We start from the raw sequence: 26,420 nt of genomic DNA, 5'->3' as shown, positions 1-26,420 counted from the left end.
TTAAGCCGCAAATATAGAAAAGTTTTACTCTTGAGAATCTGACTTTCCGGACTTTTTCTTCTTCTTTTTCCGATTGCTGATGGCTTCTTTGTAGCGGGCCAGCAGCTGACTCAGATTATTAAAATCTTCCCGGTAGGAAACGCCTACTCCCTGTTTGTAGGGAGCGGTCATCGCGATCAGTTCATCCCGCGAACGGTTGAATGCAAGAATACTCACATTATCGGTCACCCTGTACTCCACTTCAAAATCCCCCATAATGTAAGGGTTGTTACTGGCTTCACTGGAAGGGTTGGTCTCCTGTCCGCCCACATCCAGGTTTCCGCTGATAATCACCCGATCGTTCAGGAGCTGTGTGGAGAGGGCCACTTCCATCTCCTGGGTCGACACCTGATCGCCCGGACGGTAATTAAATCCGATATCAAAATCATCACTTATCTGTGAAAGCCAGTTGCTTAGCTGGTTAGACAGCAATTCACTGGCCGTTACTCCGGCAATGGAACTGTTCATGGTACCCATATTCTGGATCCCGTAACCCGCAACACTATAGAAATCATTGATAACTAGCAGGGAGATAAACTGTTTCATCAGCTCATCCTCCGTACTTGTGGCATTGTCGAGAATACCCCGTGTTTCCGGATCTGCAGTTGGCATCTCTATACCGGCAGCAATGGTGGGGGAGCGGAGATCGCCCAGCAACTGCAGGTGGCATTCAACAGGAATTCGCTTCTTCAGCAATTCGGCATAGTCATCCGAGGGATCCCCCTGATACAGATTGTACGGAGCTACTCTGGTTCCATATATGGCTGCCAGATCTATGGAGGCGTTTGTTGGCGAACCATTGAAGTTGATCATTCCTCCCGGTTCAATCTGAAACCGTTTATTGATGACATTCTGCAAAGTGAAGAGGTAGTCGCCGGATAAGAGTTCCACATCCCCGAACATCCGGAATCCCTGGTACTGGTCCACGAGCATACGAATATTTCCCCGGCCACTTGCCTCAATAATATCTCCCACTTTGGGATCAAAAATCAACTGGACCACGGCATCCTCTGTAATTTCAACCTCCAGTTCTATTTCAATACCTCTCAGGCTTTCCTGTCTGCCAGCTTCCCTTTCGGTATGCTCTGTTTCCTGAATAAATGTGATGAAATCTGAGCGCTGCACTTCTCTGGCATTATACAGGGGAAGATAGAGTGCGGTATTCTTTTCAGTACTGGCGTCAACGGTCAGTTTCAGATCATTAAAACTTCCCTGAACAGTGGCATCACCGGTGGCAAAAACAGTTCCGTAAAAGAGGTCATTATCCAGTGAACGGGTATCCATAAAATTCAGATTCTCTGCTTCCATATGGATGTTGGCATAAAAGTCGCGGAAATAGTTATTGGATATGGACCCGTTTATTCTTCCCACATTTCCCTCTTGGTCAGAGGCTGTAAAATTCTCAAAATAGAGATTGTTGTTATAGATTCTGACAGGGCCATTGAAAAGATAAGGAGTATTCAGTAAGGAGATCGTGGCAGCTCCCTGGTTGAATCCCAGGCTACCGTTTAGTTTGGGCTGATCGAGCGTTCCGTCGAGGGTAAGATTAACGGAACCCGTGCCGGAGAGATCAACAAGGAAATTTTCAACGTAGGGATGGAGTGCCTGAAGCTGAAGTTCATTCACGTGAATCTCAAAATCCACTTTCCTGCCTTCTGGAATATATTCACCGTTCAGCTCTATGGTTTTTACGTCGTTCAGATTTGATTGCAGCATCACCCGGACGGTCCTGCGGGTGTCGTTCCAGGCTGCTTTTAAACTGGTGGGCCCCAGCAACTGATTGTTGAACCGGAGGGTATCCACCTGAAGGTCTGTATAAATATAGGGGTTGCCTTCTGTTTCCCGGTAGTTAAAGTTGCCCGTAATGTTCCCATTCAGTTCTGCGTTCAGTCTGCCCAGACTGGCCAGTTCTCCAAGATTCAGGTTCCTGATATCCAGGTCGAAGTCCTGTCCTCCTCCGGAAGCTATGGTGCCGGCAGCAAGCACATGCTTTTCTCTGCTTCGAATAAAAAGATTGTCCACATGCAGATAGTTCTTTCTGAGCAGGAAAGTGGAATGGTCCACATTCCATTTCTCACTCTGAATGAAAAATTCAGAGGGTTCCACTTCAACCAGAAAGCCCCTCTCTGCCATGGAATCGGACAGGAAGCTTCCAAAAAGATGTATCTCTCCGCTGTAATCTGGTTCTGAATGGTTGCTCCAGTCAATGTCTAGCCTGGCTGTGTCGTTAGAGGCGGTAAGGTGAAACTGTTGGTTTTCCAGGGCATAATTTTTGCCATATATCATACTATCGGCACGGAACATGAATTCAAATTTGTCGTCAAAGGTTCTGGTATGATATTCTGCATTGGACCAGGAACCGGGACCGATGCCCAGCTCAGGAAAGTGCCCTTCGGCGCTGTTAATGCCCCTGTCCGGATGATATTCTCCATGTATGCTGCTGTTTTCAGCGATCTGGATCTTCGGGAAGAAGAAATCCAGGACTGGATTTACATGTTTCAGATCCAGGTGATAAGTGAAGCGATTGATCGTATCGCTTATTGCCGGTTTCCCGGGAATCAGGTTTACATAATGATCGACCATATTCTCCAGAGAAGAGGGCAGGGAGGAGAGTTTGAACTTTCCTGAGATAGAGGCATCGATCAGTTCGGATCTAAGTTCAATGGAGGAGGTGTCCGGCCTGTTAAGGGCATGTAGCCTGACATCATATAATTGTACCTGGTCCTGATTTCTCTCAAAAAGACTATTCACCAGGCGAATCTCTCCATTAAGTTCATCCAGGGTATTCCCGCTGATATCGGTTTCAATCAAAAAGGAGGCAAAGGTATGGGGATCTTCCACACCAAGGTTCAGGAAATAGGGTCTGGAACGGGCCACATCGGCAGTGAAATTATAGAACGGAACCTCACCGGAGAAGTCCGTTTTTCCCTGGAAATCCATTCTGATATTGGGATCGCTGATGCTAAAACCACCGTTGAAAGTGTTATTGGTAAATGCTCCGTCCAGGGTAATGTTGCTGTAGGCATACTGGGAGAAGTACAGGGTGTCGATGGTTCCGTTCAGGTTGGCTCTTATCTCACCTTCGAAGAGGTTTCCATCCACCATCACATCCATGTCCAGCTGAGAGAGCAGCTCTTCCTGCCCGAGGAGTTCCCCCAGTTTATAATCGCGGGTGGAGAGATGTCCGTGAAAGTCAATTCCCAGGATGCTGTCCGGCCTGAATGAAAGGTCCATCAGCATTTGTCCCATATCGGTCTGCAGATAACCCATGGCAACAAAATTATCCGGGTATCCCGTAAACTGTCCTTTGAAATCCAGCATACCCATGTTGATCCAGGGGTAGAGCGACTGCTTCGAGGCGGCTTTTTTCTGATTAAATATAGTGTGTATGGCAGATACCGAGCTATTTAGTTCCCTGAAATTGAAATCCAGAAAGGTATTGCTGAAATCAGGCAAACCGATGGCAATGAAGTCAAAAGCCAGCGTACTCTGCTCGTCAAAAGTCATTTCCATTTTTTCACCTTTCAGCTTACTGAGTGCACCATGCAAAGAGCCGTCAATGGTAAAACGGTCCAGTATTCCGGCAGTTTGCGGAACAAAAACGGCAAGATCCTCTGTTTTTACCTGAGAATGATCCGATTCAAAGGTGAGATCCACCTCTCTGGAAAAATATTTAAAGCCTTGCCAGTGATCAAAATCGAAACCCAGAACAGGGACATTCAGTTCGGAGCCTCCGGCCATTATTGCCAAATCCTTAAAATGCATATGGGTCTTACCAACAGACATCCGGGTAGCCAGGTGACCAAATTCGAATCCCGATTTCTCCACAGCAGACAGGGAGACGATGTTCATATTTACGGTGTCCTGATCACTGATCAGGTCAAGCAGGGAGATTTCGAGTCCATGCAGATCAAAATCGTTGAAATCTATCTCCGGGCGCAAGGATTGGTGGCCCGTTTTCGTCAGTGAAAACCTGCCATTGCTCATGGTTATTTCGTGGATATGAAGTTTTGATTTTCTTTCCGGAGGTACATGGGGTTTTTTCAGCCGGTCGATGATCAAACTCAGATTAACCCCGCCTTCGCTTTCAATCACCAGGTTTAACCAGGCATTTTCCAGGGTGATCTTACTGATCTCCAGTCTTCTCTGATCTGGTCTGATCTGCTTGATCCGGATTTTGGTAAGTTCCGAATAGATCAGCGTATCTCCATGAAGATCCTCGATATAGAGGTCCCTTACCTGAATTCTTTTAAAAAAGGAGAAGTTGACCGATGAAAGAGAAATAGTGGAATGAAGCTCCTCCGATAACTGTTCGGCCAGCATTTTACTGACTACGGTCTGAACCTGCCGGTTCTGCAAAAAAAGTAAAGACAGCGACGGAATTGCCAGAAAAAGCAATATTACGATCAGGCCTATTTTCGCTATCTTTTTAATACTTTTGCACTTTCTTGTAACTGAAACAATACAAAAATAGAAAAAGTTGTGACGGGCACTGTTATTCTGGGGATTGAATCTTCCTGCGATGATACTTCTGCTGCTGTAATCAGGGATCGGCAACTACTTTCCAATGTAATTGCCGGGCAGGAGGTACACCGGAAATATGGAGGAGTGGTGCCCGAGCTGGCCTCCAGGGCACATCAGCAGAATATCGTTCCAGTAGTCGACCGGGCATTGAAGGAAGCCGGTGTTGCACGGAGCGAGATCGATGCCCTGGCCTTTACCAGGGGGCCGGGACTCCTGGGATCGTTGCTCGTGGGGACCTCTTTTGCCAAGGGTTTTACTGCGGCTCTGGGTATACCCATGATCGAGGTGAATCATCTTCAGGCACATATGCTGGTTCATTTTATTCAATCGCAGTGGCAGGCTGCAGCGGCTCCTCGTTTTCCTTTCATCTCTCTTCTGGTATCAGGGGGGCATACCCAGCTGGTCGTGGTCAGGGATTACCACAGCATGGAGATCATCGGGCGTACCATAGATGATGCGGCGGGGGAGGCCTTTGACAAATGTGCAAAGCTTCTGGGTCTGCCCTATCCGGGAGGGCCACATATAGACCGGCTGGCCAGGCAGGGAGATGCGTTCAGGTACACCTTCAACAAACCCCGGATCCGGGGATATGATTACTCTTTCTCCGGTTTGAAAACCTCCTTTTTATATAAACTCAGGGATTCTCTGAAAGAAAATCCAGGGTTTATCGATGAGAACAAGGCCGATCTTGCAGCCTCCCTCCAACATACCATTATCGATATTTTACTCCAGAAGCTTCGCCTTGCCATGAAGAAGACCGGGATCAATCAGGTGGCCCTGGCCGGTGGAGTTTCTGCCAATTCGGGACTGCGTCTTGCCATGGAGACGGAGGCAGAAAAACAGGGTTGGCAGGTGTTTATTCCACCTTTGAGTTTTACCACAGACAATGCAGCCATGATTGCCATTACCGGGTATTACCGTTACAAGAAGGGATTTTTCACCAACGATGATATTGCTCCCCTGGCCAGAATGTATTTCTGAATAAAATGGAAATGAATTGTTCGGGCAAAGCACAAAAATCACTATATTGTTCTTACTTTTTTGCAAAGGATGGATAAACTAGAGTTTCAGCCTACTCCGAGAACACCTTATGTTTTGCTGGACCCCAAAGGAAGGATAAAATTTAAGGGTCGGTCCATCCCGGAAGATGTCTCTCTCTTTTACGAGGACATCCTTGACTGGATTATCGCTTTTGCTTCTTTACCCCCTGGATTCACCGAAGTTGATATTGAACTGGAATACCTGAACAGTGGAACTTCCAAGTATATGCTGCGATTGCTCAAAAAGCTCAAAGAGGTTGATAATGACGGTTATGATCTGAAAATCAATTGGGTTTATGAGGAGGGTGATGATGATATCCTGGAGCGCGGGGAGTATTATTCCTCCATCCTGGATTTAAAAATCAACTTCATTGAAATTGAGTAGCTGCTCTTATTCCCTGTTTTTCTGCAAGACTCTTCCCAGATAGTTCCAGAATGCCACATGGAATTTGTAGGAATCACTGTTAGCGATGGCCTCCTGGAAATTGATGGTACTATGACATCCCGATGGGTGATGAATCGAAGGATCGAACAGCCCTGGTTTCTCCGGGTGAAACTGTATTCCCAGTACATGGGGATACTTGCGGTGCCGGATGCCTTCAATAATTCTTCCATCCATGGAAGTGGCCGTTACCATCCAGTCTGGTCCCAGTTTTTCTATGGCCTGATGATGGGAACTGAGAACCAGGGGCAAAGTGCCGGACCGGAAGCCAATTCCCCGGCTGAGGGTCTCACCTTTGCTCAGAGTCACTTTGTGAAAATGATAGGAAGTTGGGTCTGCGCAATCTGTATTCAGATAATCCTGGTAGTTGCGGTGCATCTGATCAGGGGGCAGCGACAGGAGATCCTCGGCATTCCATATTCCGTAAAGCTCTGTGGGTATGTCCTGAATCAGGGTTCCTCCGGTGGCCACATGCAGGGTTTGCATTCCCAGGCATATCCCATTAATCAGGTAGCCGGGCTTTTGTTCCAGGTAAGGGACCCATTCCCGGTCCTGAGTGCCTCCGAGCAGGTGGAACAGGTAGGATAGTTCGAGGTAATGCCTGAAGGGATCGGTGACAGCGGTGAGCAGGTGGACCTTCTCTCCATAGACGGAAGGCGGAATATCGGGTCCTCCCATAAAGAGAGCACCCTCGGAACATTTAAAAAGCTCCCTGAACTCTTCACTCGCAGAATTTTTCCGGAACAGGTGTTCCGCTCCCAGTTCGCCTTTGATCTGCCTGATGCTGAAAAGGCCTGTCTGCTTCTGATCGATGTAGTCTTTGGTCTTCCTGTAATCATAGGTCTCGCCGGGGTGATATACTCCCAATACATGGTAGCCTTCCAGAGGGAAGAGCTCTTCCTCCATAAGCTTCTGTATCACTTCCAGGTTGTACACGGTCGGATGAAACAGAAGAAGGGTATCCTGGCCTGCAGAGAAGAGGGAGGTACTTAAAATCAGGATCAGAATGGGGAAACTCAGGCGGAAGTTCATAAAGAGTGGCTTCAGGTTATTTAAGAATGGCAGAAAGCTGCTGAATAAAGGTATTGAGATTATCGCGCGACTCGTCATCAAGCATGCTGAAACTCACTTTCCCGTTGTTCACTTCCTGCAGGAGGTTTGAGGCAAGAAGTGCTCTGGAGAAGTTGCTGTCTATGAGGTATTCTGAATTTTTAACCGTGATTCCCTCTCTCACTTTTACCACGTATTTTTTAAAATCTATGGTGGAGAACAGGTCCTCTGTATCGGGATAGTCCTCCAGAAACAACATCTGTTTGCCGGCCAGATCGATCTTATTATCATACTGCTCTTTCATCAGTTTTTCATGCACCAGCCTCTCTTCCGCATTCCCGAAATTAAGGATCACATAATCAATCCCCCATCCCATCAGAATATTGACCATCATGGGAATGCTCTCCGCCCCTGAAGCAGGAAGGAAATAGCATTCCTTGCCGAAGCCGGTAAGGGCCACCAAAGCTTTCAGGAAATAGTAGGTAGCCAGGTCCTTCACAATGACATTGTTGAAGGATTTGATAATCTCCTGCTGGTTCAGTCTTGCTCCCATGGTCGAGTAAATGGGAGAGAGGGTATCGGCGGTAGCCGACTTGAGGGATCTCGCACTGTAAACCACCGTTTCGCTCTTCATATCGTCTTCAATGGCGCGCTGAACAGCCAGGATTCGGTATAATTTGTTTACATCTATCAGGTGGGGGGAGTGAGTGGTATAAATGATCTGGATCCGCTCCCTGATATCATCAAAGACTTTAAGCACATCTTCCTGGGCCCTTGCATGCAGGCTTACTGCCGGTTCATCGATTAGCAGGACTTTATCATGCTTGCTTTTATCCATGGCCGTGGCCTTCAGTTCCAGGAAAAAGGAGAGAAACCACCTTACCCCCCGGCTTCGCTGCTTGGGATAGAGCCGTTCGCTTTCGTCCTTGATCCAGAATTCAATAAAGGGCTTTCCGCTTTTCTCCGGATTGGCATGGTCGTAATGTGAGAGCTCAAAATTAATATTGATCTTGTTGTTTTTCCCTACATTCTGCCTCCAGAAATCCTGGAAATTCAGGGTGAGTTCCCCATTCAGGTTCTCAATTTTCTGTTTCAGGATCCTGCTGGAAGGTTGTTGGAAAAAGGAGTACTCCAGTCCGGTGATCGTCAGGAAGTTGATTGCGGCTTTATATCCTTCGGCACGTTTGTTGGCCCTGATTATGTCCTCCAGGTCTATGCGGTTGGGAAGAAGGGAGCTGAAATCTTCAAACATTTCGAAATCAGGGACTATTTTGAAAATTTCTTCGGCAAGCTCTCTGGAACTGTAAAATGCCTTCATGGATTCAAGCTCCTTCTGCGCCGCGACAGACGCGGGTTCAATGGACATGCCCTCGAAGACAAATTCCAGGCAGAGTAACTGAATGCTGTGTTCCTCCTGCAGCCCCGATATTTCCCCTTTCAGCTTCTCGATGTCGGTCCGGAAGATCTCTTCCCTGATCTCAGCGGCCCGCTGCTCTTTTTCAGTGAGGTACATTCCGGTCATTTGAAGCAGCTGCTTCAGTTGCTCCTGCACCTGGCCCAGCCCCTCCATTTTCTCGTCGATCTGCTCCTGAATCTGCTCCAGTTTTCTGCTGACTTCTCTTTTTTCATCCAGGGCTTCCAGGATGTCACCCTTCTCCTCTTTTTTGATAAGCTTCTGCTCCAGGGTCTCCTTCAGCTTGCGAAACATTTCTTCTTCCAGTTCCAGCTCCTTCCGTAACTCCGCTTTTCGCTCCCTGGAGGGAAACTTCCGGATGTTTCGCCTGATCTCGTTTATCCGGAGCCTTACAGTTTCCATTTTCCCGGATGTCCATTCGGCCTCTTCCTTCGCTTTGTCCAGTTTTTTTGTGGCGGCATCGATATCCTGGTTCAGATGCTCCAGGTTTTTCATAACCTTTATTTCCCGCTGTCTGAACTTGTCCATGGATTCGTTATACACTTCCTGTAATTCATCTCCCATCTCCATATGGGAATCCATGTCATCCTCCCATCTTCTGCTTAGGGAGATGCTTGTCACAGTTCCCATTAATTTCCGGATTTCCGGATTCAGTTTTCTTTTCTCGATGCGGTTTTCAATATCGGCATACTGAAATCTGAATTTGCAGGAAACCACGGGCAGGGAGAGGTCGCTTCTGAGCATATCCTCAATCAGCCTTCCGTCATGGAATGCCTTGAGTGCTTCCAGAATAGAAGTTTTCCCGGATTCGTTCTGGCCGATCAGACTGGTGATGTTATCATGGGCCAGAGCATGCCAGCCGGTATCCACAATAGATCTGAAGTTCTGAATCCTGAAAGCAGTTAATTGCATTATTCCGGTATTATTTAAATCTGATTCCGATGATCAATATATCGTCTACCTGGGGTTCGTCGCCTTTCCATTTCTTCATGACGATGTCCAGCTCCTTTTTCTGCTCCTCCATGTCCCGGTCCGAAATCCCGATCAGCAATTCTCTAAACGGGCCATATTTGAATTTCTTATTCTCAGGCCCGCCAAACTGATCCGGATAACCATCTGAGAATAGGTATACGATGTCGCCCGTTTTAAGTTGCAGTACATGATTTGTAAATGAGTTTTCTTCTATGGCATCGATGCCAACCGGCATTTTATCGGCTTTGATTTCAGTCAGTACCCTGTTGCGTATATGATAGAGAGGGTTGTTGGCGCCTGAAAACTGTAATTCGCCTGTTCTGGGGTGGAACACACAGAGTGATATGTCTATGGCATCTTTGTTTTCCAGTTCATATCCACGCTGGTGCAGGGCTTTCATCACTCTTTCCCGCAACAGGTTCAGGATCCTGCTGGAACGGATGGGCCCTCTGATACTGAGGATCTCATTGAGAAATGAAATTCCCATGATGCTCATCAGTGCACCCGGTACGCCATGCCCGGTGCAGTCGCCTGAAGCTACCACAATATAATCCTCTTTTCGGGCGCAGTAGTAAAAATCACCACTGACAATATCCCGGGGCTGATGGAAAATAAAAAAGTCCTTGAGCATATTCTCCATGAGCTTCTGGTCAGGAAGCACGGCCCTCTGTATGAAGCTGGCATATTTCAGACTGGCCATCAGCTCCCTACGTTGTTCCAGCAGTTTTTCTCTTGAGAGTTCTTTTTCTTTCACAAGCAAGATTATAAAAGTGGTTTCAATCTCTTTTACCCCTAATCCGGTAGTCGCAGATCAAAGATTCCGCCTTTAACAATGTAACAGGGCGATCCGCACTCTTCATCGGCATTATAGAGATGCATATGATCGGCATCGAAGGCCTCAATGATCCGGTCACCGGACCGGTAGGTAGCCCGGACTGTATAAGTGGCATCCATCTTTGAATAGAGATAGAACTCCTCTGTGGTGGCCGTATCTTGCCAGTCGATTATCCCCTCTTCATAGTTTCCCCGGTAGAAGGTGAGGGGTACCGAATCATTTTCGGCATCCAGGCTCAGATAAATAATCAGGTCTGCACTGTCAGGTTTATACCCGTAACAATCATCGCAAGCCACTGTCAGCAACCAGTCTTCCGGTTCACAGGCGGTAAATTTTCCCGAAACCAGTACCAGGAATATCAGCGCAAGCGCTTTAATATGTAATCTCTTTCCAGACATAAGAATTACTCCGTTTTCCGATCCTGATATAGATGGTAATATTTGTTTTCCAGGCTCCCTCCAGAAGCGTGCCGAAGGTATATCGTTCAGCTCCGGCTTTTAATCCGGCTATGTTTCCTCTCAGGAAAATTCCGGTAGAGAGGGCCATGGAATAGTTCACTTTATCATAGCTGCTAATCCCCCGGTAGCTGGGCATGGAGAGCATACCGTATAATCCGCCATAAACCCCATATTCCATGCCCGACTGGTCCTGAATTAATATAAAGTTCTTTCCGCCACCATGGGTCCAGACCCATCTGGTTTCCCTGTACTGGTGGATCAGGTTCTCATCCATTTCAAGCTGTATCTTCCTGTAAACGGGACGAAAATCCAGGCCGGTTTCTGCAAAGAAACCGAACTTCTGATCTACCAGCGAGAAGCGGACCTGCATCATATGTTCATGGCCGCTGAAAGAATTGCCCCATGCCAGGTTGAACTCCGAAAACCGGGGCTTCGGTGAGGGAGCCGCTCCGGCTGCTTTCAGAAGCTTTAATACCGGGTTATTCCCCCTCTGCCTGGCAAGATCATAGAGGTTCAGACCGGGTTTGATGCTATGGTTCACATGGGCACCGCTGTCAATGAGCAGTTTGGCAATGCTGTCATTTTTGTTGAAGACTGCATGTGCCAGGGGGGTAAAGTTTTGCTTGTTGACCTTCTCCAGGCCTGCTCCATACTCCAGCAATATCCGGGCAGTTTTAAGATTTCCCTGCTGAGCGGCAATCATCAGGGGGGTATTAAATTGTTTGTCGGGTCCGTCAGGATCAAGACCGTTCTGCAATAATACATCGCTGGTCTCCAGGTTTCCAAAATAGACCGCGGTCATCAGGGCCCTGTTCCCCTCCAGGTCACTGATGGTATCTGAGGCTCCATAGAAGAGAAGCAGATCGGCTATTTCATAGTTATTGAGAGCTGCTGCATACAAAAGGGCTGAGCCCTTGTAACTATCCTGGTGATCCGGGTTGGCTCCCTTTTCCAGCAGGAAGCGGGCCACATCAAAATGACCGTTTAGAACAGCAATCAGCAGGGGAGTGGTTCTCTCTGTAAAGGTCAGTTCCAGGTCGGCACCATTAAGAACCAGCATCTTGACCAGCAGTAAATTCCCGCTTTCGGCTGCAAACATCAGAGCGGTCATTCCGCCTTCTGCCTGTGCATTGGGATCGGCACCCCGTTTCAGCAGCAGGAGAACCGCATCCGGATTTTCCTTCAGTACAGATTCAACCAGGTTCCAGTCGTCCTCTCCAGCCCTGAAATAGGAGGTGTCCACAGGCGAATCCATCCCCTTTTCCTGGGCCGGGAGATCCTGGTGCAGAAGAGTAAACAAGAGCACTCCCGGCAGCAAAAAACGGATGATCCTTATACCAGCTCTTCTATCCACCTTTTTGTATCACTTTGAATCCTTTGTCTTCCAAAAGTCTGACCAAACGGTCTCTGAAATCACCCTGGATGAGTATCCTGTTATCTCCGGCGGACCCTCCGACTCCACAACTGCTTTTCAGCTCTTTGGCCAGGTCTTTTAAGTCATCCGTGGTCCCCGTAAACCCTTCTACAAGGGTCACTTTTTTTCCTTTACGGTTTTTCTTGTCCAGGCTCACATAGAGCTTTTGAAGCTGCGGGGCAGGGGTTTCCGTCTCCTCCTGTCCGCCCGAATCAAATTGAAAATCCGGGTTGGTAGAATACACCATTCCCAGTCGCTTCTTCCAGTCATTTTCCATGGTATGCCTCCACTGATAGCGTCATAAATATCTGAAAATATTTTCTTAATCTGGAGGACAGACCCAAAAGCTTTTCAATGATGAGAATGATACTTATCCCCATTTCTGCTGGTTTTCCCTGAATTTTCCGGGAGATGGAAGAGGGGGGAGGATAAGTAATGATTATTTATTAGTTGCCCAGTTCCAGCTGGTTACGCACCAGATTAAAGTAGTGTCCTTTCTTGGCAATCAGGGCATTGTGTTTACCTTCCTCCACAATCTTGCCTTTATCCAGCACAATGATCTGATCCGCATTTTTTACAGTACTCAGCCGGTGGGCCACAATCAGCACGGTCTTACCCCTGAAAACCAGCTGGAGGTTATCCATGATGCGCCGTTCATTATTGGCATCCAGGGCACTGGTGCCTTCGTCCAGGAAAAGGAAGGCGGGATTTTTATAGATGGCCCTGGCTATCAGGATCCGTTGTTCCTCTCCACCACTCAAAGTAAGCCCTTCCTGTCCGATTACCGTGTTGTAACCCAGTGGTAACTGATCAATAAAATCGTCCATGCAAGCCATTTTGGCAGAATAAAGCAACTGTTCGGTTTTTATTTCATGTTCGCCCAGGGCAATATTCCTGGCAATGGTGTCGGAGAAAATATAACCATCCTGCATCACCACCCCGCACTGACTTCTCCATATATCGGGCGACATCATCTGGATGTTCATATCCCCGGCCCTGATATCCCCTTTGGCAGGAGGATAAAAACCCAGCAATAGTTTTAGCAGTGTGGTTTTTCCACTGCCACTGATTCCAACAAGGGCCGTAACGGTGTCCTTTTTAAGACTCAGGTTAATCCCCTCCAGTACATTACGCTGAATGGCGCCCGGATATGTAAAGTCCAGGTTACTTACAGAAATCTTGTCGATGGAAGGCAGAACGGTCACGCCTGTTTCTCGCTGGTACTCATCTTCAGAATCGTGAATTTCCCCCAGCCGCTCCAGACTGATTTTAGCATCCTGGGCCCTGTGAAAGAAGGTGATCATCTGTTCGATAGGCCCGTTTAATTGTCCCAGAATATAAGAAATAGCCAGCAGTGTACCCAGAGTCAGATGGCCATTTAAAACGGCAATGGCTGCTGTCACATTGATCAGGATATTCTTAGTCTCATTGATAAATACTCCCCCGGCTTCCTGGTACTGGTTCAGGGAGAGCGATTTCATATTGACCCTGAACAGGCTGGCCTGTAAGTCTTTCCATTCCCACTGGCTGGATCGCTCTGCATTGTTCAGTTTGATCTCCCGGATTCCATGAATGATCTGGATCAGTTTACTCTGATTTTCGGCCATTTTGGAAAAGTATTTCTGATCCAGGGATCTTCGACGCTTCATGAAGATAAAGATCCAGATAAAATAGAGCAGCCCTCCTGCCAGGAAGATCAGGAGGATCTTCATACTGAAGATGGCCAGGATAATGGCAAATACCACCAGGTTGAACATGGAAAAGAGGATGGTCAGGGAGGAGGTGGTCATAAATGTTTCAATCCTGCGATGATCGCCTATGCGTTGCAGGATATCACCGGTGAGTTTGGTATCGAAGAACCCTACCGGTAATTTCATCAGCTTGGATAGAAAATCCGAAATAAGTGCAATATTAATCCGGGTACTCAGGTGAAGCAGGATCCACCTGCGGATAAAATCGATTCCCATCTGGGAGATGATCAGGACAAACTGGAATAGCAAGACCAGGTAGATAAATGGAAGATCCTGGTTGGTGATCCCAAAATCGACCATGGACTGGAACAGAAAAGGGAGCAGGAACTGAATAACACTTCCAATGATCAGGCCCAGTAAAAGGTGATAGACATAGCGCCTGTAAGGAGCCAGATAACGAAACAGATAGCTGAAGCCGCTCTTCTTCACGGGCTCGTCTTCCTGGTTCAGGAAATCGGGTGTGGGATGCAGGAGCAGGGCAGATCCTTTAGCTTCACCTTCGTGACGGGTGCTGATCCAGTTTTTCAGGAACTCCTCTTTCGAGTAGACCGCATGTCCAAAGGCCGGATCGGCTAAAAAAACTTTGTCTTTTCGAATCTTATGAACCACCACAAAATGGTTCTGCTTCCAGTGTACAATCACCGGTAACGGGGCCTCTTTCTGGAGTCGTTCCCAGGTGAGAGAGACGCCCATGGTCTGCATGCCGATCTCCTCTGCTGCCCTGGCGATTCCAAGCATAGAAACCCCTTCCCGGGTCAGGTGTGATTTCTCACGCAGTGTTTGCAGGGTAAAATGCTTGCCGTAATGACGGGCCACCATTCTCAGACAGGTGGGGCCGCAGTCCATGGCATCAAGTTGCTTATAGAAAGGGAATGAGGGCATAGGTGCGATGGCTTATGCCCACTAAATTAAGAATTATTTTAACAAAACCTTTTCCAATTTACGGGCTTTGGACCAGTAGGGGCCTTGCTCCTGGCTCAGGGGACGGATCATCTCCAGGGCAGCTTCCCTATTTCCCGATTTCAGGAGGGCCAGACCCGAGTACCAGCTTAAGGCCTGTCCGGCCGGGTCTATGCCGTAGGATCCATCTATCCGGATCCATTCCAGCACTTCATCCTGACGGTCCAGTTCAATGGCCGAAAGTAGGCAGTAGAGTATCAGTTTCCTGTTTTCTCCTTCCCGGGCGATCCGGACCGAGAGAAGATCCATGGATCGCTCATAATTTCCAAGGCGATACTGCAGGATGCCGGGCTCGGATTCCCCCCGGGTATTCTGGTTATATGCAAGAATAACAGGATCGCTGGCAGGATCATAGAACCTGGTGAAAACATCCAGGGGAGTGGGAGGATTCAACAGGGTGATCAGGATAGCCAGGGAGCAGGCTACTGCCAGGGGAATATACCACCAAGGCCGCAACCACTTCCTGCGGGATTCCGGCCCGGGAAGTTCATGGCTCATGGCATTTGCCAGCTTTTCCCAGAACAGCTCCTCATCTCGTTTACGAAGCTGCTCGCGGATCAGCTTATAAGCCGCCGATTGGAGCTCATACTCTTTCTTAAGCCCTGCATCCGATTCCAGCTCCTTTTCGAAAGCGGAAGCCTCTTCCGCTTTGAGCTCACCCGACAGGTATTTGATAATAAGATCAACGTAGCTCATTTTTTAGTCGTTTAAATAGGGGGTCGTTCACAATTCTGTTTATCAGACTCTTCTTGCATCTGTATTTTCTGTCTGCCGTATGATGAAGATCCTTGTAGTTCATGGCAGCCCGGATATCCTCCATGCTGAAATTATTGAAATACATGGAGAGAATCTTCTGGCAGTCTTTGCTCAGATCTTCAAAGTGTTTATTAAACAGATCGGTCAGGTGATTCTGAAGCAGGGGGTCATCCGCAGGTCCGGGATCATGAACTACCAGGGAGTGTTTTCTTAGTTTCTCGGCCCGCAGCAGATACTTTTTGCGCTCCTGCGTCCAGATGTTTTTACAGATAGCATACAGGTAAGTTCCGAATTTACAGCTTAGCTCCAGCTCATCCGATTTGATCCGCTTGTAGATGATGATCATAGCATCCTGGAAAATATCCCGGGCCTGCTCTTCCGAACCCTGATTGTGTATAATATATCCCTCTATAATGGGATAATAGGTATCATACACGTAACAGAGGATGGATGAATCATGGTTTCTGATTCCCTTAATCAAATCGCTGTTGGAGGGGAGTTTCATTGTTCATAATCAAAAAAAAGGCAGGTGATTCCTGATCACCCGCCCCGATAGTAATAGTTTTAGTTAGCAAGTAGAAAAGCGAAATACCCTCTCTGATCTTACTAAGTACAAATTTATTTGATTTCAGATTCAACACCGGCCAATAATCATGTTGTATAACACTTATACGGCTTGATGTGGTCACAGGGGCCAGTATCAGCGTTTAGGATTCGCTTTTTTTTTAAAAAAAAGACCTGCTTTGTTAAAAGGGGAGGTTTTCGAGATCCATATTTCCTCCTGAAAGGATAACTCCCACCTTTCTGTTTTTGAATTCATTGCTGTTTCTGAAAATGGCTGCCACCGCTACGGCGCTGGAAGGTTCAATGACGATTTTCATCCGCTCCCAGATAAACTTCATGGAATCAATGATTTCCTTCTCCTCCACCCGGATAATTTTACTTACCAGCTTTTGGATAATGGGGAAATTCTGATCACCCAGTTGAGTCTTCAGACCGTCGGCGATAGTCTTTGGGTTGATGCTGGGCTGTATTTTCCCGGTTTTCAGTGAGAGATAAGCATCATCTGCACCAAAGGGTTCGGCCCCGATGGTTTCGATATAATAGTGGAGATGATTCACTGCCAGGGCCGTACCGGCGAGCAATCCCCCTCCTCCCACGGGAGCAATGACCACATCCAGCTGCTCTGCCTCTTTGGCAAGCTCCATCACGGCTGTGGAATTACCCAGAATTACATTCATATCGTTGGACGGGTGGATAAATGTTGCTCCCTCTTTTTTCTGATGCACCAGCATGGTGGACTCCCGGCTCTTCAGGGTGGGTTCACACTCGATAATCCGGGCCCCGTAGCCGGCCACAGCCTCCTTCTTGACAGAGGGAGCATTGGATGGCATGATGATATATGCTTTTGTGTTTAATGCACTGGCAGCCAGGGCAAGCGCAGCTGCAAAATTCCCGGAAGAGTGGGTGATGACCCCCCGGGTACGCTCTTCCTCAGACAACTGGAGAATCGCATTGACCGCCCCCCTGATTTTAAATGACCCACCACGCTGGAAATTCTCACACTTAAAATAGACGGTGGCTTTGAGCATTCGATCGATGGTGGAGGAGGTAAGCACCGGAGTATTGTGCACATAGGGGGCAATTCGTTTAACGGCCGCCTGAACTTCTTTAAGAGCTGGTATCATAGCAACACTTTTTTGTGAACCTTGACCAAGGTCCATAAATATAGGGTACTTTGAGGAAAAAGTAAAGGATTACCTGCCAAAGCGATATCTGACAGAGAGGCCAAGGTCCAGAAAATCGGGCTCAAAGCGTGCATAGATATTGAGCATGGGTTTCCAGTCTATACTGAAATTCAGCGGCAAGTCCCTGAGGGTGTATTCGATACCGGCAACAGCTGCCACACCCAGGGAGAGCACCTCTTTCCAGTCTCCTCCAAAGGCGCCCCCACCCAGATAGAAAAAGGTCCTTCTGCTTTGAAAAGCTTTCAGGTGATATTCGTACAGGGCACCCAGGTTAAATCCATGGCGGTTATACAGGACATCCACTTCAAAGGCCGACATTCTGTGCAATCTGAATCCTTTGTAACTGATTCCGCTGGAGTAGCCGGCACGAATTCCTGCAGCGTGACTGTAGGTCTGAGCCTTCATGGTGGATCGCCAGGGAGTCAGAAAGAGTATCATGGCAAGCAGGATCACACAGACCGCTTTATATCGCTTCATTTTCTCTGTTTTTCAGGGTTTTTTTCCATTTTGCCTCCGCTGAGCTCAAATACGGTCTCTGTGTAAGAGGGTATCCGGAGTCCGGAGGGCAGATAGTTGCTTTCGAGAATGGTGGTTTCTATCGTGACCCGCTGTCGGGAAATGCATCTGTTCAGCCACCCGCTTTCCAGGTCCATCTGAAAATCGTAAGTCTGACTTCCCGAAACGGTTGATTTTACTTTACCCATACCGGTGGTTTCAAAAAACTCTTTTTTGGAGTTCAGCATGCCCAATCCCTGAATCACGATGATATCCTCTGTGAATTTGGCAAGAACGTAGCGGTTGACCATCTGAACGGGCTTGGTATTGAAGTGGTAGGTGATATCGTTGGTCCAGTTGCTCATGGGATACAGTACCGGGTATATCCATACAAAGAGGTTATGGAGACTTTTAAAGGCATCCGGACCATAGGTTTCCTCCAGTGTTTTAAATATGACCTGGTGTTCTGCTGTATCCTTCACCGGCAGTGATGCCAGGCGGGCAAAGTTCTCCTCCAGACCTTCCAGGCCGAGCAATTCGCCCCTGGGTGTCATTACCGCTTGAAAGTCAGACTGTTCCAGCATATCCACCATCTCTGAAAGCAGCTGATTCCTCCCCGATGCTGAACTGATGTCAATCTTCAGCTGGGGCGCAAGCATGGAGATCAGCAGGTCCCTGTAACGAACACTCATATGGAAATGACCTCTCAGATCCACCGAATCGACCGTGTATTCCACCCTGGTCAGATTATAAAAAGAGATTTCTTCACGGTCCATGGATTCCGAGTGGGTACTCTGTTGCAGGTCTGTAAGCAGAAAATAACTTTCTCCGGTCTGCAGCCTGTAGGCAAGGGGGGGCTCCTGAGCCTGCAGCAGACCGCCGGGATTCACAAGCAGAATAAAAGCAACAAATAGATGGAGGTTTTTCATATATGGATAAAAGTAACAAATATTGTCTGGATTCATTTTGTTATTCAAATAACAATACATACATTTGTGGCCTCTGAGAAGCGGGCAGGGCCGGTTTCGAGGTTTCATTAACTATCTGATCCGGAGGAAGGTCTGAAGGTAAAGAGTTCAAACTGAACCGCTTTCTTTATTGCTTCCAAAGGTTCGTAAATCGAAAAAGAATGATCTACGATCCACAAGCTTATGCCATAGAGGACAAGGCCATGGTCCCGTTTATTTCTGAAAGCGAGATTGAAGAGATACTTGCTGGGGCAAAACCCGACCGCAATCTGGTGCGGGAAATTATTCACAAATCATTAGATAAGAAGCGGCTCTCCATGCAGGAGACCGCCGTGCTTCTGAATGCCACCGATCCGGAACTGGTGGAGGAGATCAAGGCGGGGGCCCGGACCCTGAAAGAACAGGTCTATGGGAAGCGGATTGTGCTTTTTGCTCCCCTCTATGTGGGGAACCTCTGCGTTAATAACTGTGAGTATTGCGGGTTCCGGTCCTCCAACAAGAGCCAGAAACGTACCACTCTGACCCGGGAAGAGTTGATCCGGGAGGTGGAGCTTCTCGAGGATATGGGGCAAAAGCGACTGATTTTGGTTTATGGAGAGCATCCCAAATATTCTCCTGAATTTATCGCCGAAACCGTCCGGACGGTTTACCAGGTGAAGAAAGGCAAAGGGGAGATACGCAGAGTCAATATTAACGCAGCTCCCCTGGATATTCAGGGATTCAGGACCGTTCAAAAAGCCGGGATAGGAACCTATCAGGTCTTCCAGGAAACCTACCACCGGGGTTCCTATTCCATTTATCATACCGGGGGGGTGAAAAAGGACTATGACTGGAGGCTTTCCGCACTGGACCGTGCTCAGGAGGCAGGGATCGATGATGTGGGAATAGGGGCCCTCTTTGGTCTTTACGACTGGCGTTTTGAAGTGCTGGGACTTATACGTCATGTGAATCACCTGGAGGCGGTGTACCATGTGGGACCGCATACGATTTCCTTTCCCCGTCTCCAGAAGGCTTCCCATGTAAAATACGATGAAAAGTGGCTGCTCAGTGATGCGGATTTCACCCGCATGGTAGCCATTCTTCGCCTGGCCGTTCCTTATACGGGACTGATCCTGACCGCCAGGGAACCGGCAGCTATTCGTGATGAGGTGCTTCAGTTCGGAGTCTCGCAGATCGATGGGGGCACCCGCATTGAAATGAAGGGTTATTCGGGGAAAGAACAGGAACAGGATCTGGATGCCGAACAGTTTCAGATCAGCGATAACCGTTCCCTGGCAGAGGTGATGGAGGAGCTGATCGATAATGATTACCTCCCGTCCTTCTGCACGGCCTGCTATCGTGCCGGGCGTACCGGGGAACACTTTATGGAGTTTTCCGTACCCGGATTTATCAAACGTTACTGTACTCCCAACGCCATGCTGACCATGGCCGAATACCTGGAGGATTATGCACAGAACGGAACCAAAGAGAAAGGTTACCGGCTGATTCATAAGAACCTGGCGGAGATGGAACCGAACAAGTTTAAACGCAGGCTTGAAGAGAGGCTGGAGCTGGTAAAGCAGGGAAAAAGGGATCTCTATTTCTGATCCCGCATTATTTCTTATGCTGTTTTTCAGCGTGCATCCGGATGATGTTCAGGCTCTCCTGCAGATAGCTGCCGAATGGTTCCAGGAGCAGGTAGCTTCCCAATGAAATGCGTGGTTTGGTGTTTCCGTGAAAGTCGCTTCCGCAGGTCATCAAAACACCCTTTTTTATTGTTTCCCCGGCGAACCAGGCCACCTGCTCCCTGCTGTGATAGTTATTGAACACCTCCAGACCGGCGGCTCCCCGGTCCAGAAGTTCATGAACCATTTCCTCCCGCCCTTCCAGGTTGAGGCCAGGATGTGCCACGATGGGAATCCCCCCGTTTCTTCGAACCAGATCAAGGGCCTCCTCGAAGGGGAGGTGATCGATCTTTACATAGGCGGGCTTTCCCTGTGCAAAGTAGTCCAGGTAGAAGTTGATCAGGGGCATATCGCTTCGCTCTCCCCCCGGTAAATAGGGTCGGAGCCTGGAATTCAGCTGCTGGTGGGGCTTTTCAAGAAGCAATTCGGCAAAGAGCTCCGCACTGGGTGGTTCTCCGCCAGACCGGCCCATCACCTCCGCCCGGTCGATCTCAATACCCAGTCGGGACAGGTTTTTGATCATTTCAGGAACGGCAGCAAAATATTTCCGCCGGACATTTTGCTCCAGAAAATCAAAATCATTGCTGCTCAAATTGATCTGATATCCAAGCAGATGAAGGTCAGTGCCCTGATAGTTGCAGTCAATTTCGATTCCGGGAATAAATTCTATTTCCTTTTCTTTCAGGCTAAGACCGGCTGCCAGCCGGGAACCGGCAATGCAGTTATGATCCGTGACGGAAAAAAGATTGACCCGGTTTTCGCGGCACTTTTGAATGATATCGCCGATCTCAAGTTCACCATCGTTACTGAACCGGGAATGGATATGCAGGTCAGCTTTCATGCTAAAATTTGCTCTGTTCGAGAAGTGTATCAATCCGTTTGAATCTGTATCCCCGGAACTTCAGCTCCTTAAGCAGGTTTTCCAGATACAGATAGAATTTATCCCTTCTTTCTGGAACGGTCCCCACATGGAAGAGTAGTATAAAACCGTTTAAGCCAGTCAATGATGAGTTTTCATATTCCAGGATGGAACGGAAAATCTCCTGGCTGCCGCGGTAAGATGGTGTGCCCGGAACTGTGTAATCGGCATGGGACAGGGTTCCCGGACTATGGTTGATCAGTTGTAATCCCAGATCACGGGTCCATAAGGCAATCGAGTCATTGTACCATTCATAGGGAGGAAGAAAATAAGGGGCAGCTTCCCTGGAAATACCAAAAAGCTTCATGACGCGGTAGTTTGCCAACAAATCCTGATCGAACTGTTCCCTGTCAATTAAAAGACTGTCGCGGCTTTCCCAGGAACAGTAGAGCAGGTGCTGGTCGGAGTGGGCGCCCAGGTAGTGACCCTGATCCCGAAGGATTTCTATGATGTTCCTGAAGTCAGGATTCCTGTAAAATTTACCGGTAAGGAAAAAAGCTGCCTTTACTTCTTCTTCGGCCAGTACTCCGGCGATATGCCTTCCTCCATCGGCATACTCATCGCCGGTAAAGACCAGGGCCAGTTCCGGTCTGGAAGTGTCGCCTCGAATAATCGCCCCATAAAGGCTTTGATAAGGCGATCGGGATGGCTGAGAGATCACTTTCAGGAGTGGCACCAGCAGTACCCCCAGGGTCGCAAGCAGATAGGTGAGCCTATTCACCGGCAACTCTTTTGTGAAAGTGTTTGGAATCGCCCCACTCATGATATCCGATTTCCCCGTCGGCCAGTTGCACTCTTACGTCCAGGCAGTTCCTGCATTCTTCCGGTTCTTCATCCATACAGGGTTTGTTCTCGTAAAGGGAGTAGTCGTTCCGGTACTTTCCCGGTGTGATATTGGGCATAATGATATTGGCACCCACTTTAACGGCTTTTTCCCTTCCCAGGGGATCAATGGCCTGAAGGGCTGTGGCCGCTGCAATATTCACATCCTTCATCATGATTCTCAGGGTGGCTATCATCTTCAGGGACAGGTCGAAGCGTTCTTCAATGGGTAGCAGCTCGCTCCTGTATTGAAACAGCGGAGTGTGCCGGTGCTCGATGTAAGGGCCCATGCCCACCATATCGATATCGAAATGTTTCATGAACAGGAGGTCGTCGGCCAGGTCTCCGGCAGTCTGGAAAGGCAGACCAATCATTACACCCGTACCCGTCTGGTAACCAATTCTCTGAAGAGTTTTCAGGGAGGTCAGCCTTCTGACATAATCATGAAGCGTATCGGAGGGGTGGTAACGCTGATACAGATCCGGATTGGAGCTTTCGATCCGCAGCAGATATCTGTGAGCTCCTGCATCGAACCACCTCCTGAACACCTCCTCCTTTTGTTCTCCCAGGGAGAGAGTAATCCCCAGCCTTCCCTTTGAGAGCTTTTTTATCTCCCCGAGCAGCTTTTCCACTCTGAGAGTAAAAGCCGGCGACTCCAGCTCGCCCGCCTGCATCACAAAGGATCCATATCCGTTTTCATAAGCAAAGCGGGCCGCTTCCAGGATTTGTTCATCGTTCAGGTTATACCGGTGCACTTCCCTGTTCGATTTCCGGATGCCGCAGTAATAGCAGTCCTTTCCGCAAATGTTGGAAAACTCTACAAGTCCCCTGAAATGGACTTTATTGCCTATTTCCCGTAGTTTAATCTCATTGGCCGTCTGGAAAAGCAGTCGCTTCTCCGCCCCGTCCGCTTCAAGCAGGGTGATGATATCTTCCCTCCCCAGCTTTCCGCCTTCCAGTATCTCTTTCACTCCCATGCTCCTTGTCTTTCTATAAATAGGTCAAAGAATCGGATTCAAGTTTCACAAATGGCGCCACTGCCCGTTCATAAATCCCATGCATATAGGCGATGGCCATGCCATAATTGCTTACCGGAATCCCGGCTTCAATAGCCGGTTTTAGTCTGTTGATTAATTGTTTTCGCGTAATCATGCACCCCCCGCACTGAATGACCATACTGTAATCTGTTATTTGTCCGGGGACCTCTCCCAGTCCTGCCACCACCTGATATTCCAGCTTGTGTCCGGTAAAGGCGGACAGCCACCTGGGAATCTTCATTCTTCCAATATCATCGCAGGAAACATGGTGCGTGCAGGACTCCAGGATCAGGATCTTATCTCCATCCTTAAGCATCGAGAGCCGGGGTGTTCCCTGGAGATAGCTTTCAAAATCCCCTTTGTATCTTGCCAGTACTGTAGAGAAGCTGGTTAAAGGTATATGATCGGGGATGGAGGCATCCGCCTTTTTAAATACCTGGCTGTCGGTGATCACCAGGGCAGGTTCCGGACTCAGTCTCCGGATCAGGGTGTCAATCTCTCTTTCCTTGGCGACCACGGCTATGGCATCATTGTCCAGAATATCCCGGATAGTCTGCACCTGTGGAAGGATCATACGCCCTTCGGGAGCTTCCTCGTCGATAGGGGTGATCAAAAGAACCAGGTCCCCCTGGGAGATAATATCTCCCACCAGCGATTTGGAGAGATAGGCAGTTTCGGGGATGGCCGCCTTAATGAGTCCGATAAGCTCCTCTTTATTGTCGGGGAGGAGCGTGGAGAACTCAATAAGTTCCAGGCCCGTTGCTGCCCGGACCTCTTGTCTGAATAAGTCGTCTGCAGCTTCCAGGTCCGATTTGTTATGTACGACCAGGTAGGGGACCTCCCATTTGTTAAACTGCTCAATGATGGCCATCTCTTCCCTGTTGAAGCTCCTGTGGGCCAGCAGCAGGATTCCCAGATCAATGGTCTTGATGACCTCACGGGTCCTTCCCACCCGTTTGTTACCCAGTTCGCCGGTATCGTCCGTACCTGCGGTATCGATCATCACAACCGGTCCGATATCGGAAATTTCCATGGATTTTCTGACCGGGTCGGTCGTGGTGCCCGGTTCCCTGGAAACAATGGCCACCTCCTGTCCGGCAAGGACGTTGATCAGGGATGATTTCCCGTTGTTCCTTCTTCCGAATATCCCTATATGGGGTTTAGCATCCCTTCCTTTCATAGCAACTCAATGATGTCATTGATGGTAAAGCCTTTTTTAAGCAGGTTAGCGGGTTCCATCAGCTTTTTAAGCTTTCCGGCATCGATTATTCCCAGGGTCTCGTTAGCTTCAAAAATATTTTGCTTTTCCGATTTCATTTGCGCAGCCAGCTCTGCAGCGCGGTTATAACCGATAAGAGGGGAAAGAGCCGTGGTAATGGCCGGACTGTCAAACAGTTTCCTTTTGGCTTCTTTCTCAAATACTTTCAGGCCTTTTAACATTTTCTGTTCAAAGGCCCGGTTCATGGAGATCAAAAGTTTCAGGCTCTCCAGCATGGCCACTCCGATTTCGGGCAGGTAGGCATTCAGTTCCAGGCAACCCTTCGAGCTCAGGGTGGCAATCTTCTGGTCATTGGCATAGATCCGGTGGGCGGAGGAGATAATATATTCCGGAATCACCGGGTTCACTTTCCCAGGCATGATCGAACTGCCCACCTGCATCGAGGGAAGCTCCAGTTCTTTACTGGATCCGGCTCCCGAGGCAAGCAGCCTGAGATCCGAAACGATCTTTTCCAGGTTCACGGCATGGGCTTTCAGAATGGCATGTACCTCCACCCATTTATCCATATTCGAAGTGGCATCTGCCAGGTTCTCACTCTGCGTGACGGGCAGGGAAGTGATCCTTTTCAGGGCAGGAACCACTTCCATGATATAGAACCGCGGAATGGCAATCCCGCTGCCAATGGCCCCCCCTCCCAGGTTGACCACCTTGATCCTCTCAAATCCTTTGGAAACTCTCCACCAGTCGCGCGACAGGGCATCGCTGTAACTGCTGAACAATTGACCGTATGTGGAGGGAAGGGCTTCCTGCATCTGCGTATACCCCAGTCTCAGGGTATCGCGGTACCTGGTCTCGAGCTGCTCTACCATCTTCCGGGACCTGTTTATGGCCCCCTCCAGATCATTCAGAAGTTGCATGGAAGCGAGGGTTAGGGCGGTGGGAACGACATCGTTGGTGGACTGGTAAATATTGGCCGATTCAATGGGATCCACATGCTGGTATTCGCCAGGTTTTCTGCCCATCTCCACCAGAGCTGCGTTGGCAATAATCTCGTTTACGTTCAGATTGATACTGGTTCCGGCACCACCCTGGGTTCCCGGCACAATAAAATATTCAAAATAGTCGCCCGAAGCGATAGCCGTTGCTGCTGTTTCCATGGCACCCAGTATCTCTTCGCCGGGAATCCTGAGGTGGGAAATCATTTCAGGATGCTCCCTGGCCAGGGCCTTCAAAAATTTTCTTACGGTACGGTAGCAGGCCAGCTTAACGCTGCCGATCGCCCGAAACCATTCTACGGGAAATGAGACCTGGTTATCAAAGTTATCACGGGCGCGAACAGAATGAACCCCGTACAAGGCATTAGCGGGAATGGAGATTTCTCCAACAATATCCTTTTCAGTGCGCATGTATCAGCAATTGTCTGACAAAAATAGCCGAATAAAACAAATAACCTGCATACTTTAATTCTACTTTGACAGATTAACAAAATGTTGATAAAACCCCTGAAAACACTAGGCTTTCAGGGGCATCGAAAAACAAAGTTTTCGTAACTTAAGTGTATGTTCAATACAAGTTAAAAATACAAAAGAATATGGAAAAACACTAACTGCAGCAAGGAGCAGGTTAGTTGATTATCTATCTGATTATCAGGACATATTTCGAAACAAAACAAAAACGTTCTTTGACAAAGCACAACTTTATGCCCAAGGGATTCTTGTTAGCCATCGTTGTAACATAGAGCAAATCTGTGATAATCTGCTTGAACCCAACTATTTTCAGATGCAACATTTCATTTCAGACTCAAACTGGAGTTATCGTGATGCTATTGATGGTGCTGCAAAACAAACCAGCAGTTCTTTGAGGAAGGTGAAACTAACAGGATTAATTTTGGAT

21 protein-coding genes are annotated in these 26,420 nt (G+C 48.3%); 3 read left to right on the top strand and 18 right to left on the bottom strand.

From position 1 onward, the window contains the following. Positions 1-24: 24 nt before the first annotated feature. Entirely contained in the window at positions 25-4,398 is a 4,374-nt protein-coding gene (locus P1P86_14050; GenBank protein ID MDF1576307.1) for a translocation/assembly module TamB domain-containing protein, read from the bottom strand. A 123-nt stretch (positions 4,399-4,521) separates the two neighbouring features. On the opposite strand from P1P86_14050, the gene tsaD reads away from it, so the two are divergent. Further along, positions 4,522-5,544, top strand: a complete 1,023-nt coding sequence (gene tsaD, locus P1P86_14045) for a tRNA (adenosine(37)-N6)-threonylcarbamoyltransferase complex transferase subunit TsaD (GenBank protein ID MDF1576306.1) — start codon at positions 4,522-4,524, stop codon at positions 5,542-5,544. A gap of 69 nt (positions 5,545-5,613) precedes the next feature. After that, entirely contained in the window at positions 5,614-5,988 is a 375-nt protein-coding gene (locus tag P1P86_14040) for a DUF1987 domain-containing protein (GenBank protein MDF1576305.1), read from the top strand. A 6-nt stretch (positions 5,989-5,994) separates the two neighbouring features. Here P1P86_14040 and P1P86_14035 read toward each other — a convergent pair whose 3' ends face one another. The 12 genes from P1P86_14035 to P1P86_13980 all read right to left on the bottom strand — a co-directional run bounded on the left by P1P86_14035 (position 5,995) and on the right by P1P86_13980 (position 18,827). After that, positions 5,995-7,077, bottom strand: a complete 1,083-nt coding sequence (locus tag P1P86_14035; GenBank protein MDF1576304.1) for a gamma-glutamyl-gamma-aminobutyrate hydrolase family protein — start codon at positions 7,075-7,077, stop codon at positions 5,995-5,997. A gap of 16 nt (positions 7,078-7,093) precedes the next feature. Next, positions 7,094-9,421: an AAA family ATPase gene (locus tag P1P86_14030; protein ID MDF1576303.1), complete on the bottom strand. Its 2,328-nt coding sequence runs from the start codon at positions 9,419-9,421 to the stop codon at positions 7,094-7,096. Between the two features lie 10 nt (positions 9,422-9,431). Continuing rightward, entirely contained in the window at positions 9,432-10,235 is an 804-nt protein-coding gene (locus P1P86_14025) for a SpoIIE family protein phosphatase (GenBank protein MDF1576302.1), read from the bottom strand. Between the two features lie 38 nt (positions 10,236-10,273). Then, positions 10,274-10,714 (bottom strand): hypothetical protein, encoded by a 441-nt coding sequence (locus P1P86_14020; GenBank protein MDF1576301.1) that lies wholly within the window; start codon positions 10,712-10,714, stop codon positions 10,274-10,276. After that, a complete protein-coding gene (locus P1P86_14015; protein MDF1576300.1) occupies positions 10,689-12,128 on the bottom strand; it encodes an ankyrin repeat domain-containing protein in 1,440 nt (479 codons plus the stop codon). The genes P1P86_14020 and P1P86_14015 overlap by 26 nt, the downstream gene beginning before the upstream one ends. After that, a complete protein-coding gene (locus P1P86_14010; GenBank protein MDF1576299.1) occupies positions 12,121-12,465 on the bottom strand; it encodes a translation initiation factor in 345 nt (114 codons plus the stop codon). The genes P1P86_14015 and P1P86_14010 overlap by 8 nt, the downstream gene beginning before the upstream one ends. Positions 12,466-12,634: 169 nt before the next feature. Then, positions 12,635-14,821 (bottom strand): peptidase domain-containing ABC transporter, encoded by a 2,187-nt coding sequence (locus P1P86_14005; protein MDF1576298.1) that lies wholly within the window; start codon positions 14,819-14,821, stop codon positions 12,635-12,637. Between the two features lie 33 nt (positions 14,822-14,854). Further along, complete coding sequence (locus P1P86_14000; GenBank protein MDF1576297.1) at positions 14,855-15,595, bottom strand: hypothetical protein; 741 nt, start codon at positions 15,593-15,595, stop codon at positions 14,855-14,857. Further along, positions 15,582-16,160: a sigma-70 family RNA polymerase sigma factor gene (locus tag P1P86_13995; protein ID MDF1576296.1), complete on the bottom strand. Its 579-nt coding sequence runs from the start codon at positions 16,158-16,160 to the stop codon at positions 15,582-15,584. The genes P1P86_14000 and P1P86_13995 overlap by 14 nt, the downstream gene beginning before the upstream one ends. 241 nt (positions 16,161-16,401) lie before the next feature. Next, positions 16,402-17,343 carry a pyridoxal-phosphate dependent enzyme gene (locus P1P86_13990; protein ID MDF1576295.1) on the bottom strand — a complete coding sequence of 314 codons (942 nt, stop codon included), beginning with the start codon at positions 17,341-17,343 and terminating at the stop codon, positions 16,402-16,404. Positions 17,344-17,412: 69 nt separating this feature from the next. Beyond that, positions 17,413-17,880 carry a hypothetical protein gene (locus P1P86_13985; GenBank protein MDF1576294.1) on the bottom strand — a complete coding sequence of 156 codons (468 nt, stop codon included), beginning with the start codon at positions 17,878-17,880 and terminating at the stop codon, positions 17,413-17,415. Next, on the bottom strand, positions 17,877-18,827 hold the full coding sequence (locus P1P86_13980) for a DUF6263 family protein (GenBank protein MDF1576293.1): 951 nt from the start codon (positions 18,825-18,827) through the stop codon (positions 17,877-17,879). The genes P1P86_13985 and P1P86_13980 overlap by 4 nt, the downstream gene beginning before the upstream one ends. A 200-nt stretch (positions 18,828-19,027) precedes the next feature. On the opposite strand from P1P86_13980, the gene hydG reads away from it, so the two are divergent. Continuing rightward, positions 19,028-20,452 carry a [FeFe] hydrogenase H-cluster radical SAM maturase HydG gene (gene hydG / locus P1P86_13975; protein MDF1576292.1) on the top strand — a complete coding sequence of 475 codons (1,425 nt, stop codon included), beginning with the start codon at positions 19,028-19,030 and terminating at the stop codon, positions 20,450-20,452. A gap of 7 nt (positions 20,453-20,459) precedes the next feature. Here hydG and P1P86_13970 read toward each other — a convergent pair whose 3' ends face one another. Genes P1P86_13970 through P1P86_13950 form a run of 5 tightly spaced genes read right to left on the bottom strand, consistent with a single transcriptional unit; the run spans position 20,460 to position 25,933 of the window. After that, positions 20,460-21,371, bottom strand: coding sequence for a PHP domain-containing protein (locus tag P1P86_13970; GenBank protein MDF1576291.1), 912 nt, complete (start codon positions 21,369-21,371; stop codon positions 20,460-20,462). Between the two features lies 1 nt (position 21,372). Then, on the bottom strand, positions 21,373-22,212 hold the full coding sequence (locus P1P86_13965) for a polysaccharide deacetylase family protein (GenBank protein ID MDF1576290.1): 840 nt from the start codon (positions 22,210-22,212) through the stop codon (positions 21,373-21,375). Next, positions 22,163-23,248 (bottom strand): [FeFe] hydrogenase H-cluster radical SAM maturase HydE, encoded by a 1,086-nt coding sequence (gene hydE / locus P1P86_13960; GenBank protein ID MDF1576289.1) that lies wholly within the window; start codon positions 23,246-23,248, stop codon positions 22,163-22,165. The genes P1P86_13965 and hydE overlap by 50 nt, the downstream gene beginning before the upstream one ends. Positions 23,249-23,261: 13 nt before the next feature. Beyond that, positions 23,262-24,488, bottom strand: a complete 1,227-nt coding sequence (hydF, locus tag P1P86_13955; protein ID MDF1576288.1) for a [FeFe] hydrogenase H-cluster maturation GTPase HydF — start codon at positions 24,486-24,488, stop codon at positions 23,262-23,264. Next, the gene (locus tag P1P86_13950) at positions 24,485-25,933 is read right to left on the bottom strand and encodes a lyase family protein (protein ID MDF1576287.1); all 1,449 of its coding nucleotides are present in this window, start codon (positions 25,931-25,933) and stop codon (positions 24,485-24,487) included. The genes hydF and P1P86_13950 overlap by 4 nt, the downstream gene beginning before the upstream one ends. Positions 25,934-26,420: the final 487 nt, after the last annotated feature.

It is taken from the genome of Bacteroidales bacterium, assembly GCA_029210725.1.
Taxonomy (GTDB): Bacteria; Bacteroidota; Bacteroidia; order Bacteroidales.
The sequence above is the reverse complement of the archived record's forward strand: the minus strand, read 5'-3'. Positions and strand labels throughout refer to the sequence as shown.